14 protein-coding genes are annotated in these 15,774 nt (G+C 68.5%); 5 read left to right on the top strand and 9 right to left on the bottom strand.

Going from position 1 to position 15,774, the window contains the following annotated elements; all coding sequences use genetic code 11:
• From IT40_RS24210 to IT40_RS24190, 5 genes are all read left to right on the top strand, one after another.
• Positions 1-931: DUF2927 domain-containing protein (locus IT40_RS24210; RefSeq protein WP_052096277.1), on the top strand; the 931-nt coding region annotated here is incomplete at its 5' end.
• Between the two features lie 81 nt (positions 932-1,012).
• On the top strand, positions 1,013-2,161 hold the full coding sequence (locus tag IT40_RS24205; RefSeq protein ID WP_036760520.1) for an SPFH domain-containing protein: 1,149 nt from the start codon (positions 1,013-1,015) through the stop codon (positions 2,159-2,161).
• Position 2,162: 1 nt separating this feature from the next.
• Entirely contained in the window at positions 2,163-3,449 is a 1,287-nt protein-coding gene (locus IT40_RS24200; protein WP_036760518.1) for a TFIIB-type zinc ribbon-containing protein, read from the top strand.
• An 18-nt stretch (positions 3,450-3,467) separates the two neighbouring features.
• Positions 3,468-4,388, top strand: coding sequence for a carbohydrate kinase family protein (locus tag IT40_RS24195; protein WP_036760516.1), 921 nt, complete (start codon positions 3,468-3,470; stop codon positions 4,386-4,388).
• 182 nt (positions 4,389-4,570) lie between these two features.
• Positions 4,571-5,251 carry an exopolysaccharide biosynthesis protein gene (locus IT40_RS24190; protein WP_084197434.1) on the top strand — a complete coding sequence of 227 codons (681 nt, stop codon included), beginning with the start codon at positions 4,571-4,573 and terminating at the stop codon, positions 5,249-5,251.
• Positions 5,252-5,260: 9 nt separating this feature from the next.
• Here IT40_RS24190 and IT40_RS24185 read toward each other — a convergent pair whose 3' ends face one another.
• The 9 genes from IT40_RS24185 to IT40_RS24145 form a co-directional block, all read right to left on the bottom strand.
• Positions 5,261-5,998, bottom strand: coding sequence for a GntR family transcriptional regulator (locus IT40_RS24185; RefSeq protein ID WP_166436137.1), 738 nt, complete (start codon positions 5,996-5,998; stop codon positions 5,261-5,263).
• A 47-nt stretch (positions 5,999-6,045) separates the two neighbouring features.
• Positions 6,046-7,074 (bottom strand): Gfo/Idh/MocA family protein, encoded by a 1,029-nt coding sequence (locus IT40_RS24180; protein ID WP_052096275.1) that lies wholly within the window; start codon positions 7,072-7,074, stop codon positions 6,046-6,048.
• Positions 7,071-7,811 carry an SDR family oxidoreductase gene (locus IT40_RS24175; RefSeq protein ID WP_036760511.1) on the bottom strand — a complete coding sequence of 247 codons (741 nt, stop codon included), beginning with the start codon at positions 7,809-7,811 and terminating at the stop codon, positions 7,071-7,073. The genes IT40_RS24180 and IT40_RS24175 overlap by 4 nt, the downstream gene beginning before the upstream one ends.
• 14 nt (positions 7,812-7,825) lie before the next feature.
• Positions 7,826-9,139, bottom strand: a complete 1,314-nt coding sequence (locus IT40_RS24170) for a TRAP transporter large permease (protein WP_036760509.1) — start codon at positions 9,137-9,139, stop codon at positions 7,826-7,828.
• Positions 9,140-9,143: 4 nt separating this feature from the next.
• Complete coding sequence (locus IT40_RS24165) at positions 9,144-9,659, bottom strand: TRAP transporter small permease subunit (RefSeq protein WP_052096274.1); 516 nt, start codon at positions 9,657-9,659, stop codon at positions 9,144-9,146.
• A gap of 58 nt (positions 9,660-9,717) precedes the next feature.
• Positions 9,718-10,707 carry a TRAP transporter substrate-binding protein gene (locus IT40_RS24160; protein ID WP_036760506.1) on the bottom strand — a complete coding sequence of 330 codons (990 nt, stop codon included), beginning with the start codon at positions 10,705-10,707 and terminating at the stop codon, positions 9,718-9,720.
• Positions 10,708-10,753: 46 nt separating this feature from the next.
• Complete coding sequence (locus IT40_RS24155) at positions 10,754-12,442, bottom strand: hydantoinase B/oxoprolinase family protein (RefSeq protein WP_036760503.1); 1,689 nt, start codon at positions 12,440-12,442, stop codon at positions 10,754-10,756.
• Positions 12,435-14,492, bottom strand: a complete 2,058-nt coding sequence (locus IT40_RS24150) for a hydantoinase/oxoprolinase family protein (protein WP_036760524.1) — start codon at positions 14,490-14,492, stop codon at positions 12,435-12,437. The genes IT40_RS24155 and IT40_RS24150 overlap by 8 nt, the downstream gene beginning before the upstream one ends.
• Positions 14,493-14,749: 257 nt before the next feature.
• Positions 14,750-15,637, bottom strand: coding sequence for a LysR family transcriptional regulator (locus IT40_RS24145; protein ID WP_052096272.1), 888 nt, complete (start codon positions 15,635-15,637; stop codon positions 14,750-14,752).
• Between the last annotated feature and the right edge of the window lie 137 nt (positions 15,638-15,774).

Raw genomic sequence — 15,774 nt, 5'->3', positions numbered from 1 at the left:
GCCCACCCCGGTCGAGGCCCCGCCGCCGCCCGAACGTCCCGACCCGCCGGTCGACCAGGCGGCCCTGCGCCGGGAACGCGCCGAAAGCGCCCGTGCCGCCACCGCCCGCGCCGAGGCCGCCGCCGCCTCGCCCGCCAGCCGCAACATGCGCGACTACCTCGCCGGCGTCGAGCAGGCGCTGATCGCCCGCGGCCGGCTGCGCATCGACAGCGGCGACGAAATCGCGCTGACCCCGGAAAAGCTGACCGACACCTTCATCGAGGTCGCGCTCTACGATGAATATGTGCGCGAGGGCGGCAAGCTGGTCTCGCGCCCCACGCCGGCGCCGCTGCGGCGCTGGCAGCAGCCGGTGCTGCTGCGGCTGGAATTCGGCGATTCGGTCGCCCCCGACCAGCGCGCCCGCGACCGCGCCGAGATCGCGGGCTTCGCCGCCCGGCTTGCCGGCATCAGCGGCCATCCGGTCGCGGTGACGGGCGGCGCCGGCAATGTCGCCGTGCTGATCCTGAACGAGGACGAACGCCGCGCCGTCGGCCCGCGCCTAGCCGCGCTGGTGCCCGGCATCCCGCCCGGCGACATCGCCGCGCTGCGCGACCTGGCGCCGCAGAACTATTGCACGGTCTTTGCCTATTCCAACGGCAATTCCCCGGTCTATGCCCAGGCGGTGGCGCTGATCCGGGCGGAACTGCCGCCGCGCCTGCGCCGCTCCTGCATCCACGAGGAACTGGCCCAGGGCATGGGGCTGGCCAATGACAGCCCGCGCGCGCGGCCCTCGATCTTCAACGACAACGAGGAATTCGCCTACCTGACCCGGCATGACGAGCTGCTGCTGCAGATCCTCTACGACGCCCGGCTGCGTCCCGGCATGACCGAGGCCGAGGCCCGCCCCATCGTGCTGCAGATCGCCCGCGAATTGCTGGAGACCGAAGCATGAGCCGCCGTCCGGGGGCTTGACGCCGGGCGGCTGCGGGTCACTATCGCGGGCAAGCGTCCCGCAGAGCGAAAGGCAGCCCCCATGAGCATCTTCGACATCCTCGGCGGCGAGTTCATCGAGATCATCGAATGGACCGACGACTCGCGCGACACCATGGTCTATCGCTACCCGACCGTCGGCAAGGCGATCAAATACGGCGCCAAGCTGACCGTGCGCGAGGGCCAGGCCGCCGTCTTCATCCATGAAGGCCAGCTGGCCGACGTGTTCCAGCCCGGCCTCTACATGCTGGAGACCAACAACCTGCCGGTCCTGACCCGGCTGCAGCACTGGGACCACGGCTTTCGCAGCCCGTTCAAGTCCGAGGTCTATTTCGTCAACACCACCCGCTTCAACGACCTGAAATGGGGCACCAAGAACCCGGTGATCGCGCGCGACCCGGAATTCGGCCCGGTGCGCATCCGCGCCTTCGGCACCTATTCCATGCGCGTGACCGACCCCGGCCGCTTCATGACCGAGATCGTCGGCACCGACGGCGAATTCACCCGCGACGAGATCAGCTTCCAGCTGCGCAACATCATCGTGCAGGAGTTTTCGCGCATGATCGCCGGCTCGGGCATCCCGGTCCTCGACATGGCGGCGAACACGGGCGACCTGGGCCAGATGGTCGCCAAGGCGATCAGCCCGACCGTCGCCGCCTATGGCCTGACCATCCCGGAATTCTACATCGAGAACATCAGCCTGCCCGACGAGGTGGAACGGATGCTCGACAAGCGCACCTCGATGGGCATCGTCGGCGACCTGAACCGCTTTGGCCAATATGCCGCGTCCGAGGCGATGCTGAACGCCTCGAACCAGGCGGGCGGCATGGGCGCGGGCATCGGCGCCGGCCTGGGTGCCGGCATGGGCGCGGGGCTGGGCGCCGCCATGGCGCAGCGCGGCCCCTGGGGCGCCGTGCCGCAGCAGCAGCAGGCGCCCCAACAGGCCCCGCAAACCCCACCGCCGCTGCACCACCCCGAGACGGTCTGGCACATCGCCGTGAACGGCCAGGCCGACGGCCCCTATGGCCGCGCCCATCTCGGCCGCCTGGTGCGCGAGGGGGCCTTCACCCGCGAGACGCTGGTCTGGACCCCCGGCCAGGACGGCTGGAAACCGGCCGAGGAGGTCGCCGAACTCGCCCAGCTCTTCACCGTCGCGCCGCCGCCCCCGCCCCCGCCGCTGCCCAAGGGCTGAGATGCCGACACCCCCCTCGGAATACCGCTATCCTTGCGAGAATTGCGGCGCGAGCCTGGAATTCTCGCCCGGCCAGCAGGGGCTGGTCTGCCCCTATTGCGGGCATAAGCAGCATATCGGCCCCGGCCCCGCCCGCGCGCCCGCCCGCCAGGCGCAACAGGGGCCATGGGGCGAAAGCGCCATCCTGCTCGACCCCGCCACCGGGCGGGCGCTGCAATGGGACGGCGGGCACAAGGCGCCGCAATTGCAGGAACTGCCGCTGGAACACGGGCTCACCCTCGACCAGCACAGCGACCTGACCGAGACGGTGCGCACCCTCTCCTGCCCGAACTGCGGCGCCAAGGTGGAAATCACCAGCGACCGCCACGCCTCGGCCTGCCCGTTCTGCGCCACGGCCGTCGTGACCGACACCGGCACCACCCGCCTGATCAAGCCGCAGGGCCTGCTGCCCTTCGTCATCACCGAGGCGCAGGCCAAGACCGCGCTCGAGGACTGGCTGCGCGGGCTCTGGTTCGCCCCCTCGGGCCTGACCGCCTATGCCCGACGCGGCAAGAAGATGAGCGGGGTCTATTCGCCCTTCTGGACCTTCGACGCCGACACCGCCTCGCGCTACAGCGGCGCGCGCGGCGACTGGTATTACGAAACCGTCTACGTCACGCAAATGGTGGACGGCCGCCAGCAGCGCGTGGCCCGGCAGGTGCGCAAGACGCGCTGGACCCCGGTCTCGGGCCAGGTGGCGCGGAATTTCGACGACGTGCTGGTCTTGGCCTCAGGCTCGCTGCCGCGCCGGATCACCGATGCGCTGACGCCCTGGGATCTGTCGCACCTGGTGCCCTACCAGCCCGAATACCTCGCCGGCTTCCTGGCCGAGGGCTATACGATCCCGCTCGGCTCGGGCCATGACATCGCCCGGCAGGAAATGGCCGGGGTCATCGCCATGGACGTGCGCCGCGCCATCGGCGGCAACGAACAGCGTATCACCGGCATCGAGACCCGCTACGGCGACGAAACCTTCAAGCATATCCTGCTGCCGGTCTGGACCGCCGCCTATCGCTACAACGGCAAGAGCTACCGCTTCGTCGTCAACGGCCAGTCCGGCCGGGTGCAGGGCGAACGGCCCTGGTCGGCCTGGAAGATCGCCTTCGCCGTCCTGCTGGCGCTGGCCCTGCTGCTCGCCGCGCTATGGCTGAACGAGCGGGGCGGTTTCATCCGCCTCGGCGCGGCGCCGGTCACGCAGGATATTTCCATCGCCGGCAGTTACCGCTATCAGGAGGCAGGAGCGGGCTGACGAAGGAAGGGAGAGGCTATGATCCTTTGCGCCGGGGAATCGCTGATCGACATGGTGCCCGAGGGCGCCGGCTACCGTCCCCTGCCGGGGGGCGCGGTCTATAACACCGCCATCGCGCTTGGCCGCATGGGCATCGACACGGGCTATCTCTGGCCGATCTCGCGCGACAGCTTCGGCGAGATGCTGCTGCGCCCGCTGGCCGAGGCCGGGGTGGATACCGGGCTTTGCCCGCGCAGCGACCGGCTGACCACGCTGGCCTTCGTGACCCTGACCGGGGGCGAGGCGCGCTATTCCTTCTACGACGAGGGCTCGGCCGGACGCATGTTCGCCCCCGATGACCTGCCCGAGATCCCCGATACGGTCTCGGCGCTGTTCATCGGCGGCATCAGCCTGGTGCCCGACCCCTGCGGCGCCGCCGTCGAGGCGCTGGCGGAACGCGTCCGCCACCGCATCCCGGTGATGCTGGACCCGAACATCCGCCCCTTCTTCATCGCCGACGAGGCGGCCTATCGCGCCCGGCTCGACCGGCTCATCGCCATGGCCGACCTGGTCAAGCTTTCGGGCGACGACCTGGAATGGCTGATGCCCGGCGCAAGCTTCGAGGAAGCGGCCGCCGCCATCCTTTCCCGCGGGCCGCGGGTGGTCTTCCAGACCGGCGGCTCGGCCGGGGCGCGGGCGCATTGGTCGGGCGCGCCGCTGGCCGCCCAGGCGGTCCGGGTCGAGGTCGCCGACACCATCGGCGCCGGCGACACCTTCAACGCCGGGGTGCTGGCCGCGCTGGACCGCGCCGGCGTGCTGACGCGCAAGGGGCTGGAGGCGCTGGCGCCGGAATCCATCGCCCAGGCGCTGGCGCTCGGCACCCGCGCGGCGGCGATCACCGTCTCGCGTCCCGGCGCCAACCCGCCCTGGGCGCATGAACTGGCCGCCCTGCCGGGCTGAAGGGCGCGGGCACCCGCATCTTCTCTGTTGCCCAAATACCCGAACGCCAAGGCGGCAACCCCAGGCCGCCGCGCGCCTCGGGAAGCCGCCTGGCAAGCGGACGAAAGGCATTTCCGCCTTGAAACCCCGGCCCCCCGACCCAAGATAGAACCACCGAACCGCGGCAACCGTCAGGAGACAGAATGCCTGCGCCAGGCGAAAGCCCGCCCACCGGCGATCCCGGTCCGGCGGCAGGGGACCGAGGCCCGCGGCCGGGGCACGGCCCGCCCCGGCGGCGCCAGCATCTTTCGGACGTGCTGACCCGGATCGCCGGCGACGCCGGCCGCGACCGGATCAGCGTCACCGACCTGCTGGTCCTGCTCGAGGGGCGGGCGACGGCGGGGCTGCTGCTGCTTTTCGCCTTTCCCAACATCCTGCCCATGCCGCCGGGCACCTCGGGCATCCTGGGCCTGCCGCTGGTCTATCTGTCCTTCCAGATGATGCTGGGCCAGCGGCCCTGGCTGCCGCGCTTCATCGCCCAGCGATCGCTGCCGCGCACGGAATTCGCGGCGATCCTGTCGCGCAGCGCGCCCTTTCTGGTCCGGGCGGAAAGGCTGCTCTCGCCCCGCATCCCGCCGCTGTCCGCGCCGCTGGCGGTGCGGCTGGCGGGCGGGCTGTGCCTGGGGCTGTCGGTCGTGCTGCTGCTGCCGATCCCGCTGGGCAACATGCTGCCGGCGCTGGCCATCGCCATCCTCGCGCTTGGCGTGCTGGAGCGGGACGGGCTGTGGATCATCGCCGGCAGCCTGCTTGCGGTCCTGGCCTTCGCGCTCATCTGGGGCGTGATCTGGGCCTTCCTCCGCGGCCTGGCCCTGCTGCTTGCCTGAACCGCGCGCTCAGGACAGCCCGGCCGTCAGGTCCAGGCCCTCCACGGCGGGGTCGATGCGGAACAGCACCTTCTCGACGCGGTTGCGGGTCAGGACGTAATGGTCCACCGCAAGCCGGTCGGCCAGCTCGATGTCGCAAGCCTGGATCGCGGCATACAGGGCGCGGTGCTGGCGCTCGGTTTCCGCCAGATGCGCCGCCAGCTCTTCCTTGGTGGTCGGGTTCAGGTATTCCACCGTGCTGACCTGGGCAAAGCAGGCGCGCGCCAGGCGAATGGTGCCCAGCAGCGCATTGTCGTAGAAGGCCGAGAAATAGCGGTTATGCGCCGCGCGCGAGATCGCCAGGTGGAATTGCAGGTTCGCCTCGGACCGCTCGACGCCGTTCGACACGTCCTTGCTGCGCTCAAAGGCCAGCATGGTCTTTTTGATCGCGGCCAGGTCGTCGTCGGTGCGGTGTTCGGCCGCCAGGCGATGGATCAGCCGGCTCGACACCAGCAGCGCGTCGTAAAGCTTGGGCACCTCGTCGAAATCCATCGTCGCGACGATGGCCTTGCGGCCGTGGCGCTGGACCAGCCCGTCCGAGATCAGCTGGATGATGGCCTCGCGCACCGGCGTGCGCGACACCTCCATCTGCTCGGCAAGGTCGGCCTCGTCCAGCACCAGCCCCGGCCGCAGTTCAAGCCTCAGGATGGCCTCCCGGATCTTCCTGGCGACTTTCTGGCCGTCCCGTTCATCCACGGATCTGTTCATCGTCATCCCGAAATGCGCTCTCTTTCAATGGCCGCGGCCCAGGCGCGTCAGGCCGTGGCATCCGATATGGATGTAGCCGGGCGCGCGACCTGCGTCCACTCCGCATCGGCCGCGGCGGAAATCGCGATGGCCTCCATGGCCGCCACGCCCTGCAGCGCCTGGAGAGGCGAGACCGGATAGGGCCGGTCCGACCGGGCCTTGCGGGCGAAGGCGTCGAGTTCCTGCGCCAGGCTGTCGCAGGGATCGAAGGCCCGCCGCTCCTGCCGGCCCGACAGGTCCGAGGTGATCAGGGTGGCCTGGTCCGGCATCTGCGCCCAGCCCTGCGAGCCAAAGACGTGCAGCCGCCAGAAGCCGGCGGTCGCCATCAGCGTCGAAAGGCTGCCGGTCGCGCCCGATTCGAAATCCAGCATCACGCTGGTCACGTCCTTCAGCTGCGCCGAAACCGCGGCGCGGCGGCTGATGGCCGAGACCCGCCGCACCGGCCCCAGCAGCGCGATCATCGCATCGAGGACGTGGATGCCCATCGCTGCCATGCCGCCCGCCGGGTTTTCCCGGTCGTCGCCGCGCCACATCTGGTCGCTATAGTGATAGCCGAAATCGCCGGAAAACGCGCCCTCGACATGCAGGGCCCGCCCCAGCGCACCCGCTGCAAGCTGTCCCGCAAGCGCCTGGAAGGCCGGCAGGAAGCGGCGGTTGAACCCCACGCACAGCGCGACGCCCGCCGCCTGTGCGGCGGCCAGCGCCGCCTCGGCCTCGGCCAGCTCCAGGGTCAGCGGCTTTTCCACGAAGACATGCTTGCCCGCCTGCGCCGCCCGGCGGATCTGCACGCCGTGCTGGCTGTGCGGCGTGGCCAGGACGACGGCATCGACCCTGCCCTCTTGCAGCAGCGCGTCCAGGCCTGGCAGCAGCGCCAGCCCCTGGTCGCGGCAGAAATCCTGGGCCTTGGCGGGCGAACGGGTGGCGGCATGGGTAAAGCGCAGGGCAGAGGCTGGATTGCCGGCATTGGCCCGGACCAGGTTCTGGCCCCAGCGGCCCAGGCCCACGATCGCCGCGCGCAGGGGTGCGGTTTCCGTCACAGCTTCGCACCCCCGTCGATCACCAGCTGGCTGCCGGTCATGAACCCCGACAGGTCCGAGGCAAGATAGACCGCCAGTTCCGCGATCTCGGCCGGGGTTCCCATGCGGCCCAGCGGCTGGCGGGCGGCAAAGTCGCGGCGCGCGGCGGCACTGTCGGGCATGGCCTCGATCCGCGCGGTCATCGAGGGCGTCTCGACGGCCGAGGGGCAGATGACGTTGCAGCGGATATTGGCCGAGGCATAGTCGCGGGCGACCGATTTGGTCATGCCGATCACCGCCGCCTTGGTCGCGCCATAGGCAAAGCGGTCCGGCGCCGCCCCGATGGACGAGATGACCGAGGCGACGTTGATGATGCTGCCGCCCTTTTTCGGCACCATCCGCCCGACCGCCGCCCGCATCATCAGAAAGACCGAGGTCGCGTTCAGGTCAAGTGACCTTTGCCAATCCTCGGCCGTGCAGGCTTGCAGGTTGCCGACCGCGACCATGCCGGCGCAGTTGACCTGCACGTCCAGCCGCTCCAGCCCGGCGTGGAAGGCCTCGACTGCCGCCGCATCGGTGACGTCGATGCGGGCGACGCGCAGGCCGGGGTGCCGGGCCGCCAGTTCCGCCAGCCCCCGTTCGTCGCGGTCGAGCGCATGGACCCTTGCCCCCTCGCGCAGATAGGCAAGCGCGGTTTCCCGGCCGATGCCCGATGCCGCGCCCGTCACCACGCAGACCTTGTTCTCCAGTCGTCCCATTTCCTTGCCTCGCCTCATTTCTGGAACAGGTAGTCGGGCAGCCACAGCACGATCTCGGGGAAGACGGTGATCAGGACCACACCGAAGCACATCAGGAAGAAGAACGGCACGCAGGCGACGATGATCCGCGCGATGGAGGCCTTGGCCAGATCCTGGAGGATGAACAGGTTGAAGCCCACCGGCGGGGTGATCTGCGCCAGTTCCGCCATCAGGATCAGGAAGATGCCGAACCAGATCGGGTCGAAGCCCGCCGCCAGGATCAGCGGCAGCGTGATCGGCAGGCTCATCACCATCATCGAGATGCCTTCCAGGAACATGCCCAGCAGCAGGTAGAACAGCACCAGGATGAAGATCAGCTGATAGGGCGACAGCGCCAGCCCGTCGATCACCGCGGCGATGTTGTGGGGCACGTGCATGAAGCCCATGGCGGTGGACATGAAGGCCGCGCCGATCATGATGGCCGAGATCATGCAGCTGGTATGGACCGAAGCCTTGAGGCTGGCGATGAACGTCCCCCACGACAGCTGCCAGGTGCAGGCCGCATAGACCAGCGTCACCGCCACCCCGATCGCCGCCGTTTCCGAAGGCGTGGCCAGGCCGGAATAGATCGCGCCCAGCACCACGCCGATCAGGATGCCGATCGGGGCCAGGTTGGCGATGCCGACCAGCATCTCGCGCAAGGTCGGGGCGGTGGTGTCGGCGGGCGCCACCGCCGGCCGGATCAGGCTGTAGATGATGACATAGACCGAATAGATCCCGGCGATCATCAGGCCGGGGATCAGCCCCGCCGCGAACAGCCGCGAGATCGAGACCTCGGCCAGCACGCCATAGACGATCATCATGATCGAGGGCGGGATCAGCAGGCCCAGGCTGCCCGCCCCGGCCAGCGAGCCATAGGAAAGCGCGCTGGAATAGCCGCGTTTCTTCAGCTCGGGGATGGTGATCTTGCCGACCGTGGCGGTGGTCGCCGCGCTCGAGCCGCAGATGGCGGCAAAGACGGCCGAGCCGAAGATGTTGGTGTGCAGCATCCGGCCGGGCAGGTAATAGGTCAGCGGCGACAGCCCGCGGAACAGCCGGGTCGAGACGTCGGTGCGCAGGATGATCTCTCCCATCCAGATGAACATCGGGATGGCCGACAGCTCCCATGCGGTCGAGCTGCGGATGACCAGCGGCGCCAGGATGGTGCCGATGCGGTGGACGGGCATGTCGATGAACAGCGCCAGGCCCAGGGTGCTGACGACAAGCAGCCCGGCAAAGACCCAGACGCCGATCCCCAGGAAAAAGATGACGAGGGCAAGGACGCCGAAGGCGACGATCAGGGATTCCATTGGTTCATTCTCCCTCGATATGCTCTTCGGGGACGCCGTGGATCACGGTGTCGAGCGCGGATGCGACCAGCTGGATCAGGAAGATGACCAGCCCGGCGAAGATCGCCGCGGCGATATACCAGGTCGGCGTCGCCGTCAGGCCGGGGCTGACCGAGCCGCGCAGGAAGTCGCGCACCAGGATCAGCCAGATATAGCGGGCCATGAAGGCGAACATCGCGAAGGTCGTCGCGACGCAGAACAATTCGACCGCGATGGCGGCCCGGCCGCGCAGGAAGCGGCGCAGCAGGCTGACGCGCACGTGCTTGCGGCTCATGAAGGTGTGGCCCATCGCCAGGAAGGCCATCGCCCCGGTCGCATAGCCGACATATTCGCCCATCGAGTTGGTCGAGCTGGCGAAGAAGTTGCGCAGGATGATTTCAAGGATGATGTGGACGACGATATAGACCAGAAGCGCGGCCGAAACCGCTATCCCGGCACCCGAGCAGATTTCCGATATGCGAATGACCGCACGCGAAAGCATGTTTCCGACCTCATGATGATTGCGATGGGGGCGCGCAATCCCTGCGCGCCCTGCCGGGTCACGAACCGCGCTTCGCGGCGTATTCGTCCAGGATCTGCTGGCCGACGGGGCCGACGGCCTTCAGCCATTCGTCATAGACCTCCTGGCCGGACTGGCGCAGGAACTCCAGGAATTCGGGCGGCACGTCGGTGGTGATGGCGACGCCGTTGGCGCGCATCTCCTCGAAATTCTGCGCCACGCGCTTTTCCAGGTCGGCCCAGGCCGCATCGCTGGCCTTTTCGGCGGCATCGCGGATGATGGCCTGCTGTTCCGGGGTCAGGCTGTCGTAGATGTCCTTGTTCATATGCGTCATGTTCAGCGCCATCGAATAGTTCACCGCGGTGAAGTTATCGAGGAACTCCCAGAACTTGGAACTGGCGCCGCCATCCGCCGAGGTCAGCACCGAGTTGATGCTGCCCGCGGCAAGCTGCGGGACGGTGTCGGCCCAGCTGATCTGGACGGCGGTCGAGCCGGCATTGGACAGGGTGCGCACGCCGCTGGCATCCCAGCCGCGGATCTTCAGCCCGGCCATGTCGCCCTCGGCGGTGATCGGCGCCTGCGCCCAGATGCCCGAGGGCGGCCAGGGCGTCGCCCAGAGCAGCACCTGGTTGTGCTTTTCGAACACCGCCTCGTAATGCGGGCGCGCGACGTCCCAAAGCAGCTTCGCATCGGCGTTGGTATTGGCGACGAAGGGCAGGGACGACAGCAGGAACAGCGGCTCGATGCCCGACAGCGAGGTGGTGATGGTATCGGCCATGTCCAGCGCGCCGTCGCCCACCGCGTCGAACTGGTCCACCGACTTGTAGCCGATCGAGCCGCCGTAATGGCCGGTGATCTTGATGTCCCCGCCCGAGGCTTCGTGGACCGCCTCGATGAACACCTTGTCCGCCTGGCCCATGATGGTGCTTTCGCCGTATTCGTTGGCAAGATCCCAGGAATGGCTTTGCGCCAAGGCGGCGCCCGACAGGGCCACCAGGGAAAATGCCGCGCTCAGGATTCTGTTTTGCATTTGTTTTTCCTCTCTGTTGAACTGCGGGCCGCGCCGGGCCCTGGCCCTAGGCGACCTTTTGCGGCGCGTAATGCGCGGCCACGAAATCCGCGGTGAACTTGCCCGAGGCCAGATCCTCGCGGATCGCTTCGGGCGTCCGCTCGCGCGGGTCGCCATAGCCGCCGGCGCCGGGGGTCTCGATGACGACCACGGTTTCGTCGGTGACGAAGATGCCGGTGATCTTCGAGGGCAGATCCCTGGACGAGCCGTCGTCGTTGCGCAGGCGGAACTGGCCCGTCGCGCCCGGCATGCCGCCGAAGATGCCCCAGGGCCGGTGGCGGAAGCGGTCGCCGACGCCGTTGAACTCGCAAAGATGGCCGATGGGGCGGATGGCGCGGCGGATGCCCATGCCGCCGCGGTGCTTGCCCGCGCCGCCGGAATCGGTGATCAGCGAATATTCCTCGACGCGCAGCGGGTATTCCAGCTCGATCGCCTCGACCGGCAGGTTGGCGGTGTTGGTGATATGGACCTGGACGCCGTCCTTGCCGTCCTTGGCCGCGCGCGCGCCCATGCCGCCGCCCAGCGTTTCCAGGTAGACATAGGAATGGCCGGTCTGCGGATCGGTGCCGGCAAAGACCGCGCTGGTATTGGCGCCGTTGGCCGCGCCGATGACGCGGCCGGGCAGCGCCTCGGCAAAGGCGCCCAGCACCACGTCCACCACGCGCTGGCAGGAATTGGCGCGCATGGCGACGCCCGCGGGATGGGCGCAGTTCACGAAACTGCCCGGCTCGGCCCGGATCTCGATCGCGTCGAAGATGCCCTGGTTGTTCGGCACCTCGGGGTCCAGCAGCGCCTTGAGCGCATAGCAGACCGCCGATTTCGTGGTGTTCAGCGTCATGTTGAAATTGCCCGGAACCTGCGGCGAGGTGCCGGTGAAGTCGAAGACCACCTTCTCGCCCGCCTTCCTGACGGTCAGGGCGATCCTGACGTCCTCGGTGCCCAGCCCGTCGTCGTCCATGACATCGGCAAAGCTGTATTCGCCGTCCGCCACCCCGGCGATCGCCTTGCGCATCCGCTGGTTGGTGCGGCTGACGATCTCGTCGCACAGGGCCGTCAGGTGGTCGGCGCCATGCCGCGCCACCATCTCGCCGATGCGCTTGACGCCCAGCTTGACCGCCGCGATCTGCGCGTTCAGGTCGCCCAGCCGCTCGTCCGGCAGGCGCATGTTCAGCAGCAGCAGGCGCATGATGTCGTCGCAGCGCTCGCCCTTGCGGAACAGGCGCAGGATCGGGATGCGCAGCCCCTCCTTGTAGATCTCGTTCAGCCCGCCCGACATCGAGCCGACCGAGGCGCCGCCCACGTCGGCATGATGGACGATATTGGCCACGAAGCCCAGCAGCCGGTCGCCGTCGAAGATCGGCATCGCCATGTTGATGTCGGGCAGGTGCGAGCCGCCCGCGACATGCGGGTCGTTGGCGATGAAGATGTCGCCCGGCGCCAGGCTGCCTGCATATTGCTCCAGGATCAGGCCGATCAGTCCCGACATCGAGGCCAGGTGGATCGGCAGCGCGTTTTCCGCCTGGACGATCAGCCGGCCGTTGCGGTCGGCGATGGCGGTCGAATGGTCGTGGCGCTCCTTGATATTGGTCGAGAATGCGCTGCGCATCAGCGTCAGGAAGCATTCGTCGGCGATCGACCGCAGGCTGTTCCAGCTGATTTCGATGGTGATCGGATCCAGCGACAGGGGTTTAGTCATCGTTGCGTTCCATAATCATGTTCATTGCGCCATCAATGCGAAGCGTCCATCCGGGCGGCACCAGCGTCGTGGTGTCGAACTGGGTGATGAGCGCCGGGCCGATGATGCCGACGCCCTCGGCCAGCCCGTCGCGGGCATAGACCGGGGTCGGCACGAAGCCGGTCTGCTCGAACCAGATCTGCTCGGTCGCGGCGGGCTTGGCCTCGCCCGCCGGGCGCGCCGCATCGACCGCCTGCTTGGCGAATTCCATCGTCGCCCGGATGCGGACGTTGACCACCTCGACCGGGGCGTCGGGGTTGCAATGGCCATAGGCCGCCTCGTGCTGGCGGAAAAAGGCCTGCTTCAGCTCTTCGACCGGGGGCAGCGCGGGGGCGTGTCGGCTGGTGCCCAGCTCGACCGGCAATTCGTAGTTCTGCCCGATATAGCGCAGGTCCAGGATGACGGTCTGGCTGCGGCTGACGACATGGGCGGCATCCTCGGCATCGGCGGCCAGCCATTCCTCGGCCTGCGCGCCCAGCCGGCCGATGGCCTCGGCGATGACGGCCAGGTCGCCGTCCAGCGGGCAGCGGCAGGTGGTGACGTAGTTCTCCTGCAGGTCCGAGACGATCAGCCCCTCGGCGCACAGGATGCCCGGCGCGCGCGGGACCAGGATGCGGCGCATGGCCAGGATCTCGGCCACGTCCGCGGCATGCAGGCCCCCCGCGCCGCCAAAGCACATCAGCGTATAGTCGCGCGGATCCTGCCCCTTCTCGATCGAGACCGCGCGGATGGCCCGCGCCATGTTCGAGGCGGCGACGCTGACGATGCCATGCGCGGCCTTCTCCAGCGATACGCCCAGCGGCTCGCTGATCCGGGCGACGGCGGCCCTGGCCAGGTCGGCGTCGATCCTGAAGCCGTCGGCCAGCCGCGCCGGCAGCCGGCCCAGAACCACGTTCGCATCCGAGACCGTGGGCTTGTCGCCGCCGCGCGCATAGCAGGCCGGGCCCGGCACCGCCCCCGCGCTCATCGGGCCGACCTTCAGCAGCCCGTCGGCGCCCAGATGCGCGATCGAGCCGCCGCCCGCGCCGACCGTATGAATATCCACCGTCGGCAGGCGGATGCGGAAGCCCGCGATGTCGCGCAGGTTCGAGGTGCCGACCTTGCCGCCCTGGATCAGCGCGACGTCGGTGCTGGTTCCGCCGATGTCCAGGGTGATGATGTCCTCGATCCCCGACATGGCCGCGGCCGCCGCCGCACCCACCGCACCCGCGGCCGGCCCGGAAAGCGCCGTGCGCACCGGAAAGCGCGAGGCCAGCTCGATCGACATCAGCCCGCCCGCCGACTGGAAGATGCCCAGGGCGGCCTTGGGCGCCGTCTTCTGGATCGCCGCGCTCAGCCGGTCCATGTAGCGGCTGACCTCGGGTTGCAGGAAGGCGTTGATGACCGTGGTCGAGAAACGCTCGTATTCGCGGAACTCGGGATGCACCTCGCTCGAGATCGAGACGTAGAGGTCGGGATAGGCCCGGCGCAGCGCCGCCGCGATCCTCTCTTCATGCTCCGGGTTCAGGAAGGAGAAGATCAGGCAGACGGCCAGCGATTCCACGTCGCTCATCGGGCCGAGTTCCGCGATGATGGCATCGATCTCGGCCTCGGTCAGCGCGACGATCGCCTCGCCGCGGGGGCCGATCCGCTCGCAGACCTCCAGGCGATGCTCGCGCTCGACCAGGGGCGGCGGCGCGTCGGTCTGCAGGTCGTAGATGGCCGGGCGGACCTGGCGGCCGATCTCCAGCAGGTCGCGAAAGCCCTTGGTCGTCACCAGGCCGGTTTTCGGCCCCTTGCGCTGAAGCAGCGCGTTGGTCGCCACCGTGGTGCCATGGGCGAAGCGGACGATGTCCTCGCCGTCGATCCCGGCCTTGTCCTGCAATTCCCGCAACCCGTTCAAGATCGCCTCGGACGGATCATGCGGCGTCGAAGGCCGCTTGTGCAGGACCGATTGCCCCGTCGACAACCGCCGCGCCGAAAAATCGGTGAAGGTTCCGCCGACATCGACCCCGATTACCCAGTCTCCCATCATATGCTCCTGAAATTTCCACTGAATTTCGCGGCGATCCAGGCCGGGAAATTCGATTCTTGAAATTCAGTATGCAAATCGGATGCCCTACGTCAAATGATTCCGACGCCTCGCAGGCAAGAAAATCGCGTTTCGGTGTTCAAACTGGATTCTGAAACCCGGCACGCCGGCCCCTGCCCGCGCGCCGGGCAGAGCGCGCGGAAAACAGCCATGCGTGATGCGAAAAACCCCGAATGCCGGCGCAAGGACCGGGCGGGCTAGCGGGCCGCAGGATCGCCGGAGAAATGGCCCGACACCCATTCCATGAAGCTGCGGACCGCGCCGGTTTCCTTGCGCTTCGGGTTGCGGCTCATCGCCAGCACATGCGGCACGGCGACGCCCGGCCCCAGCGGCGCGGTGATGCTGCCGCCGGCCAGCAGCCTTTCGGCATAGGTCGAATAAAGCACCGTCAGCCCCGCCCCGGCCGCGGCCAGTTCCAGCGCCGAGACGGCGGTATCGACCCGCAGCAGCGGCAGGCCGGGTGTCCGGCGCAGGCCCATCCCATCCGACCATATGTCCCAGAGCGAGTATTTCCCCTGGATCTCGATCTGCGGGATCTCCTGCAAGGGGGTGCTGCGCGCCGCGGATTCGGCATGCCGGCCGGCGCCGACCAGGACCAGCCGCTCGCTGCACAGGACGATCGCCTCGGGCGCGATCAGCTCCGGCTTTTCAAAGGCGAAGCTGACATCCGCCAGGTCGATGTTCGGATCGGTCCAGATCGAGCTGTTCAGCTGCACGGCGATGCCGGGATGGCCGGCCAGGAATTCGCCAAGCCGCGGCGCCATCCACAGGTTCAGAAACGAGATCGGCGCCGAGACGGTGATGCCCTGCCGTTCGCGGCGCCCCGTCAGCCCCCTGGTCGCCGCCTCAGCCATGTCGAGGGCCTGGGTGATGCCGGGCAGATAGGCCTTTCCGGCAGAGCTGAGTTCCAGGCCGCTCGCCTGGCGCCGAAACAGCGGGCGGCCGAAATACTGCTCGAGCGCCCGCACCCGCTGGCTGATGGCCGCCTGCGTGCAGTTCAGCTCGTCCGCGGCGCGGGTAAAGCTCAGATGCCGCGCCGCCGCCTCGAAGGCCTGGAGATAGACGAGATGGGGAAGTTCGCGCATGACGCCGGCTCATAATTCCTCAGGCGGGCATAGCGAATTCGAGGCCAGGCCGCAAATGCGCCGCCTGCCGTGCCTTCCCCGCTGCTTGCCTCCGGCGGGGATATTTGTCCACGGAAGACCGGGGCGGGGGCTGGGGG

Source organism: Paracoccus versutus, from assembly GCF_000763885.1.
Classification (GTDB): Bacteria; Pseudomonadota; Alphaproteobacteria; order Rhodobacterales; family Rhodobacteraceae; genus Paracoccus; species Paracoccus versutus.
This window is presented reverse-complemented; position numbering and strand designations above follow the sequence as displayed.

Coding starts and splice junctions, on each gene's coding strand:
- IT40_RS24155 (WP_036760503.1), bottom strand. CDS start 12,442: ATGACTAAACCCCTGTCGCTGGATCCGATCACCATCGAAATCAGCTGG.
- IT40_RS24190 (WP_084197434.1), top strand. CDS start 4,571: ATGCCTGCGCCAGGCGAAAGCCCGCCCACCGGCGATCCCGGTCCGGCG.
- IT40_RS24150 (WP_036760524.1), bottom strand. CDS start 14,492: ATGGGAGACTGGGTAATCGGGGTCGATGTCGGCGGAACCTTCACCGAT.
- IT40_RS24145 (WP_052096272.1), bottom strand. CDS start 15,637: ATGCGCGAACTTCCCCATCTCGTCTATCTCCAGGCCTTCGAGGCGGCG.
- IT40_RS24160 (WP_036760506.1), bottom strand. CDS start 10,707: ATGCAAAACAGAATCCTGAGCGCGGCATTTTCCCTGGTGGCCCTGTCG.
- IT40_RS24200 (WP_036760518.1), top strand. CDS start 2,163: ATGCCGACACCCCCCTCGGAATACCGCTATCCTTGCGAGAATTGCGGC.
- IT40_RS24185 (WP_166436137.1), bottom strand. CDS start 5,998: ATGAACAGATCCGTGGATGAACGGGACGGCCAGAAAGTCGCCAGGAAG.
- IT40_RS24205 (WP_036760520.1), top strand. CDS start 1,013: ATGAGCATCTTCGACATCCTCGGCGGCGAGTTCATCGAGATCATCGAA.
- IT40_RS24165 (WP_052096274.1), bottom strand. CDS start 9,659: ATGCTTTCGCGTGCGGTCATTCGCATATCGGAAATCTGCTCGGGTGCC.
- IT40_RS24170 (WP_036760509.1), bottom strand. CDS start 9,139: ATGGAATCCCTGATCGTCGCCTTCGGCGTCCTTGCCCTCGTCATCTTT.
- IT40_RS24195 (WP_036760516.1), top strand. CDS start 3,468: ATGATCCTTTGCGCCGGGGAATCGCTGATCGACATGGTGCCCGAGGGC.
- IT40_RS24175 (WP_036760511.1), bottom strand. CDS start 7,811: ATGGGACGACTGGAGAACAAGGTCTGCGTGGTGACGGGCGCGGCATCG.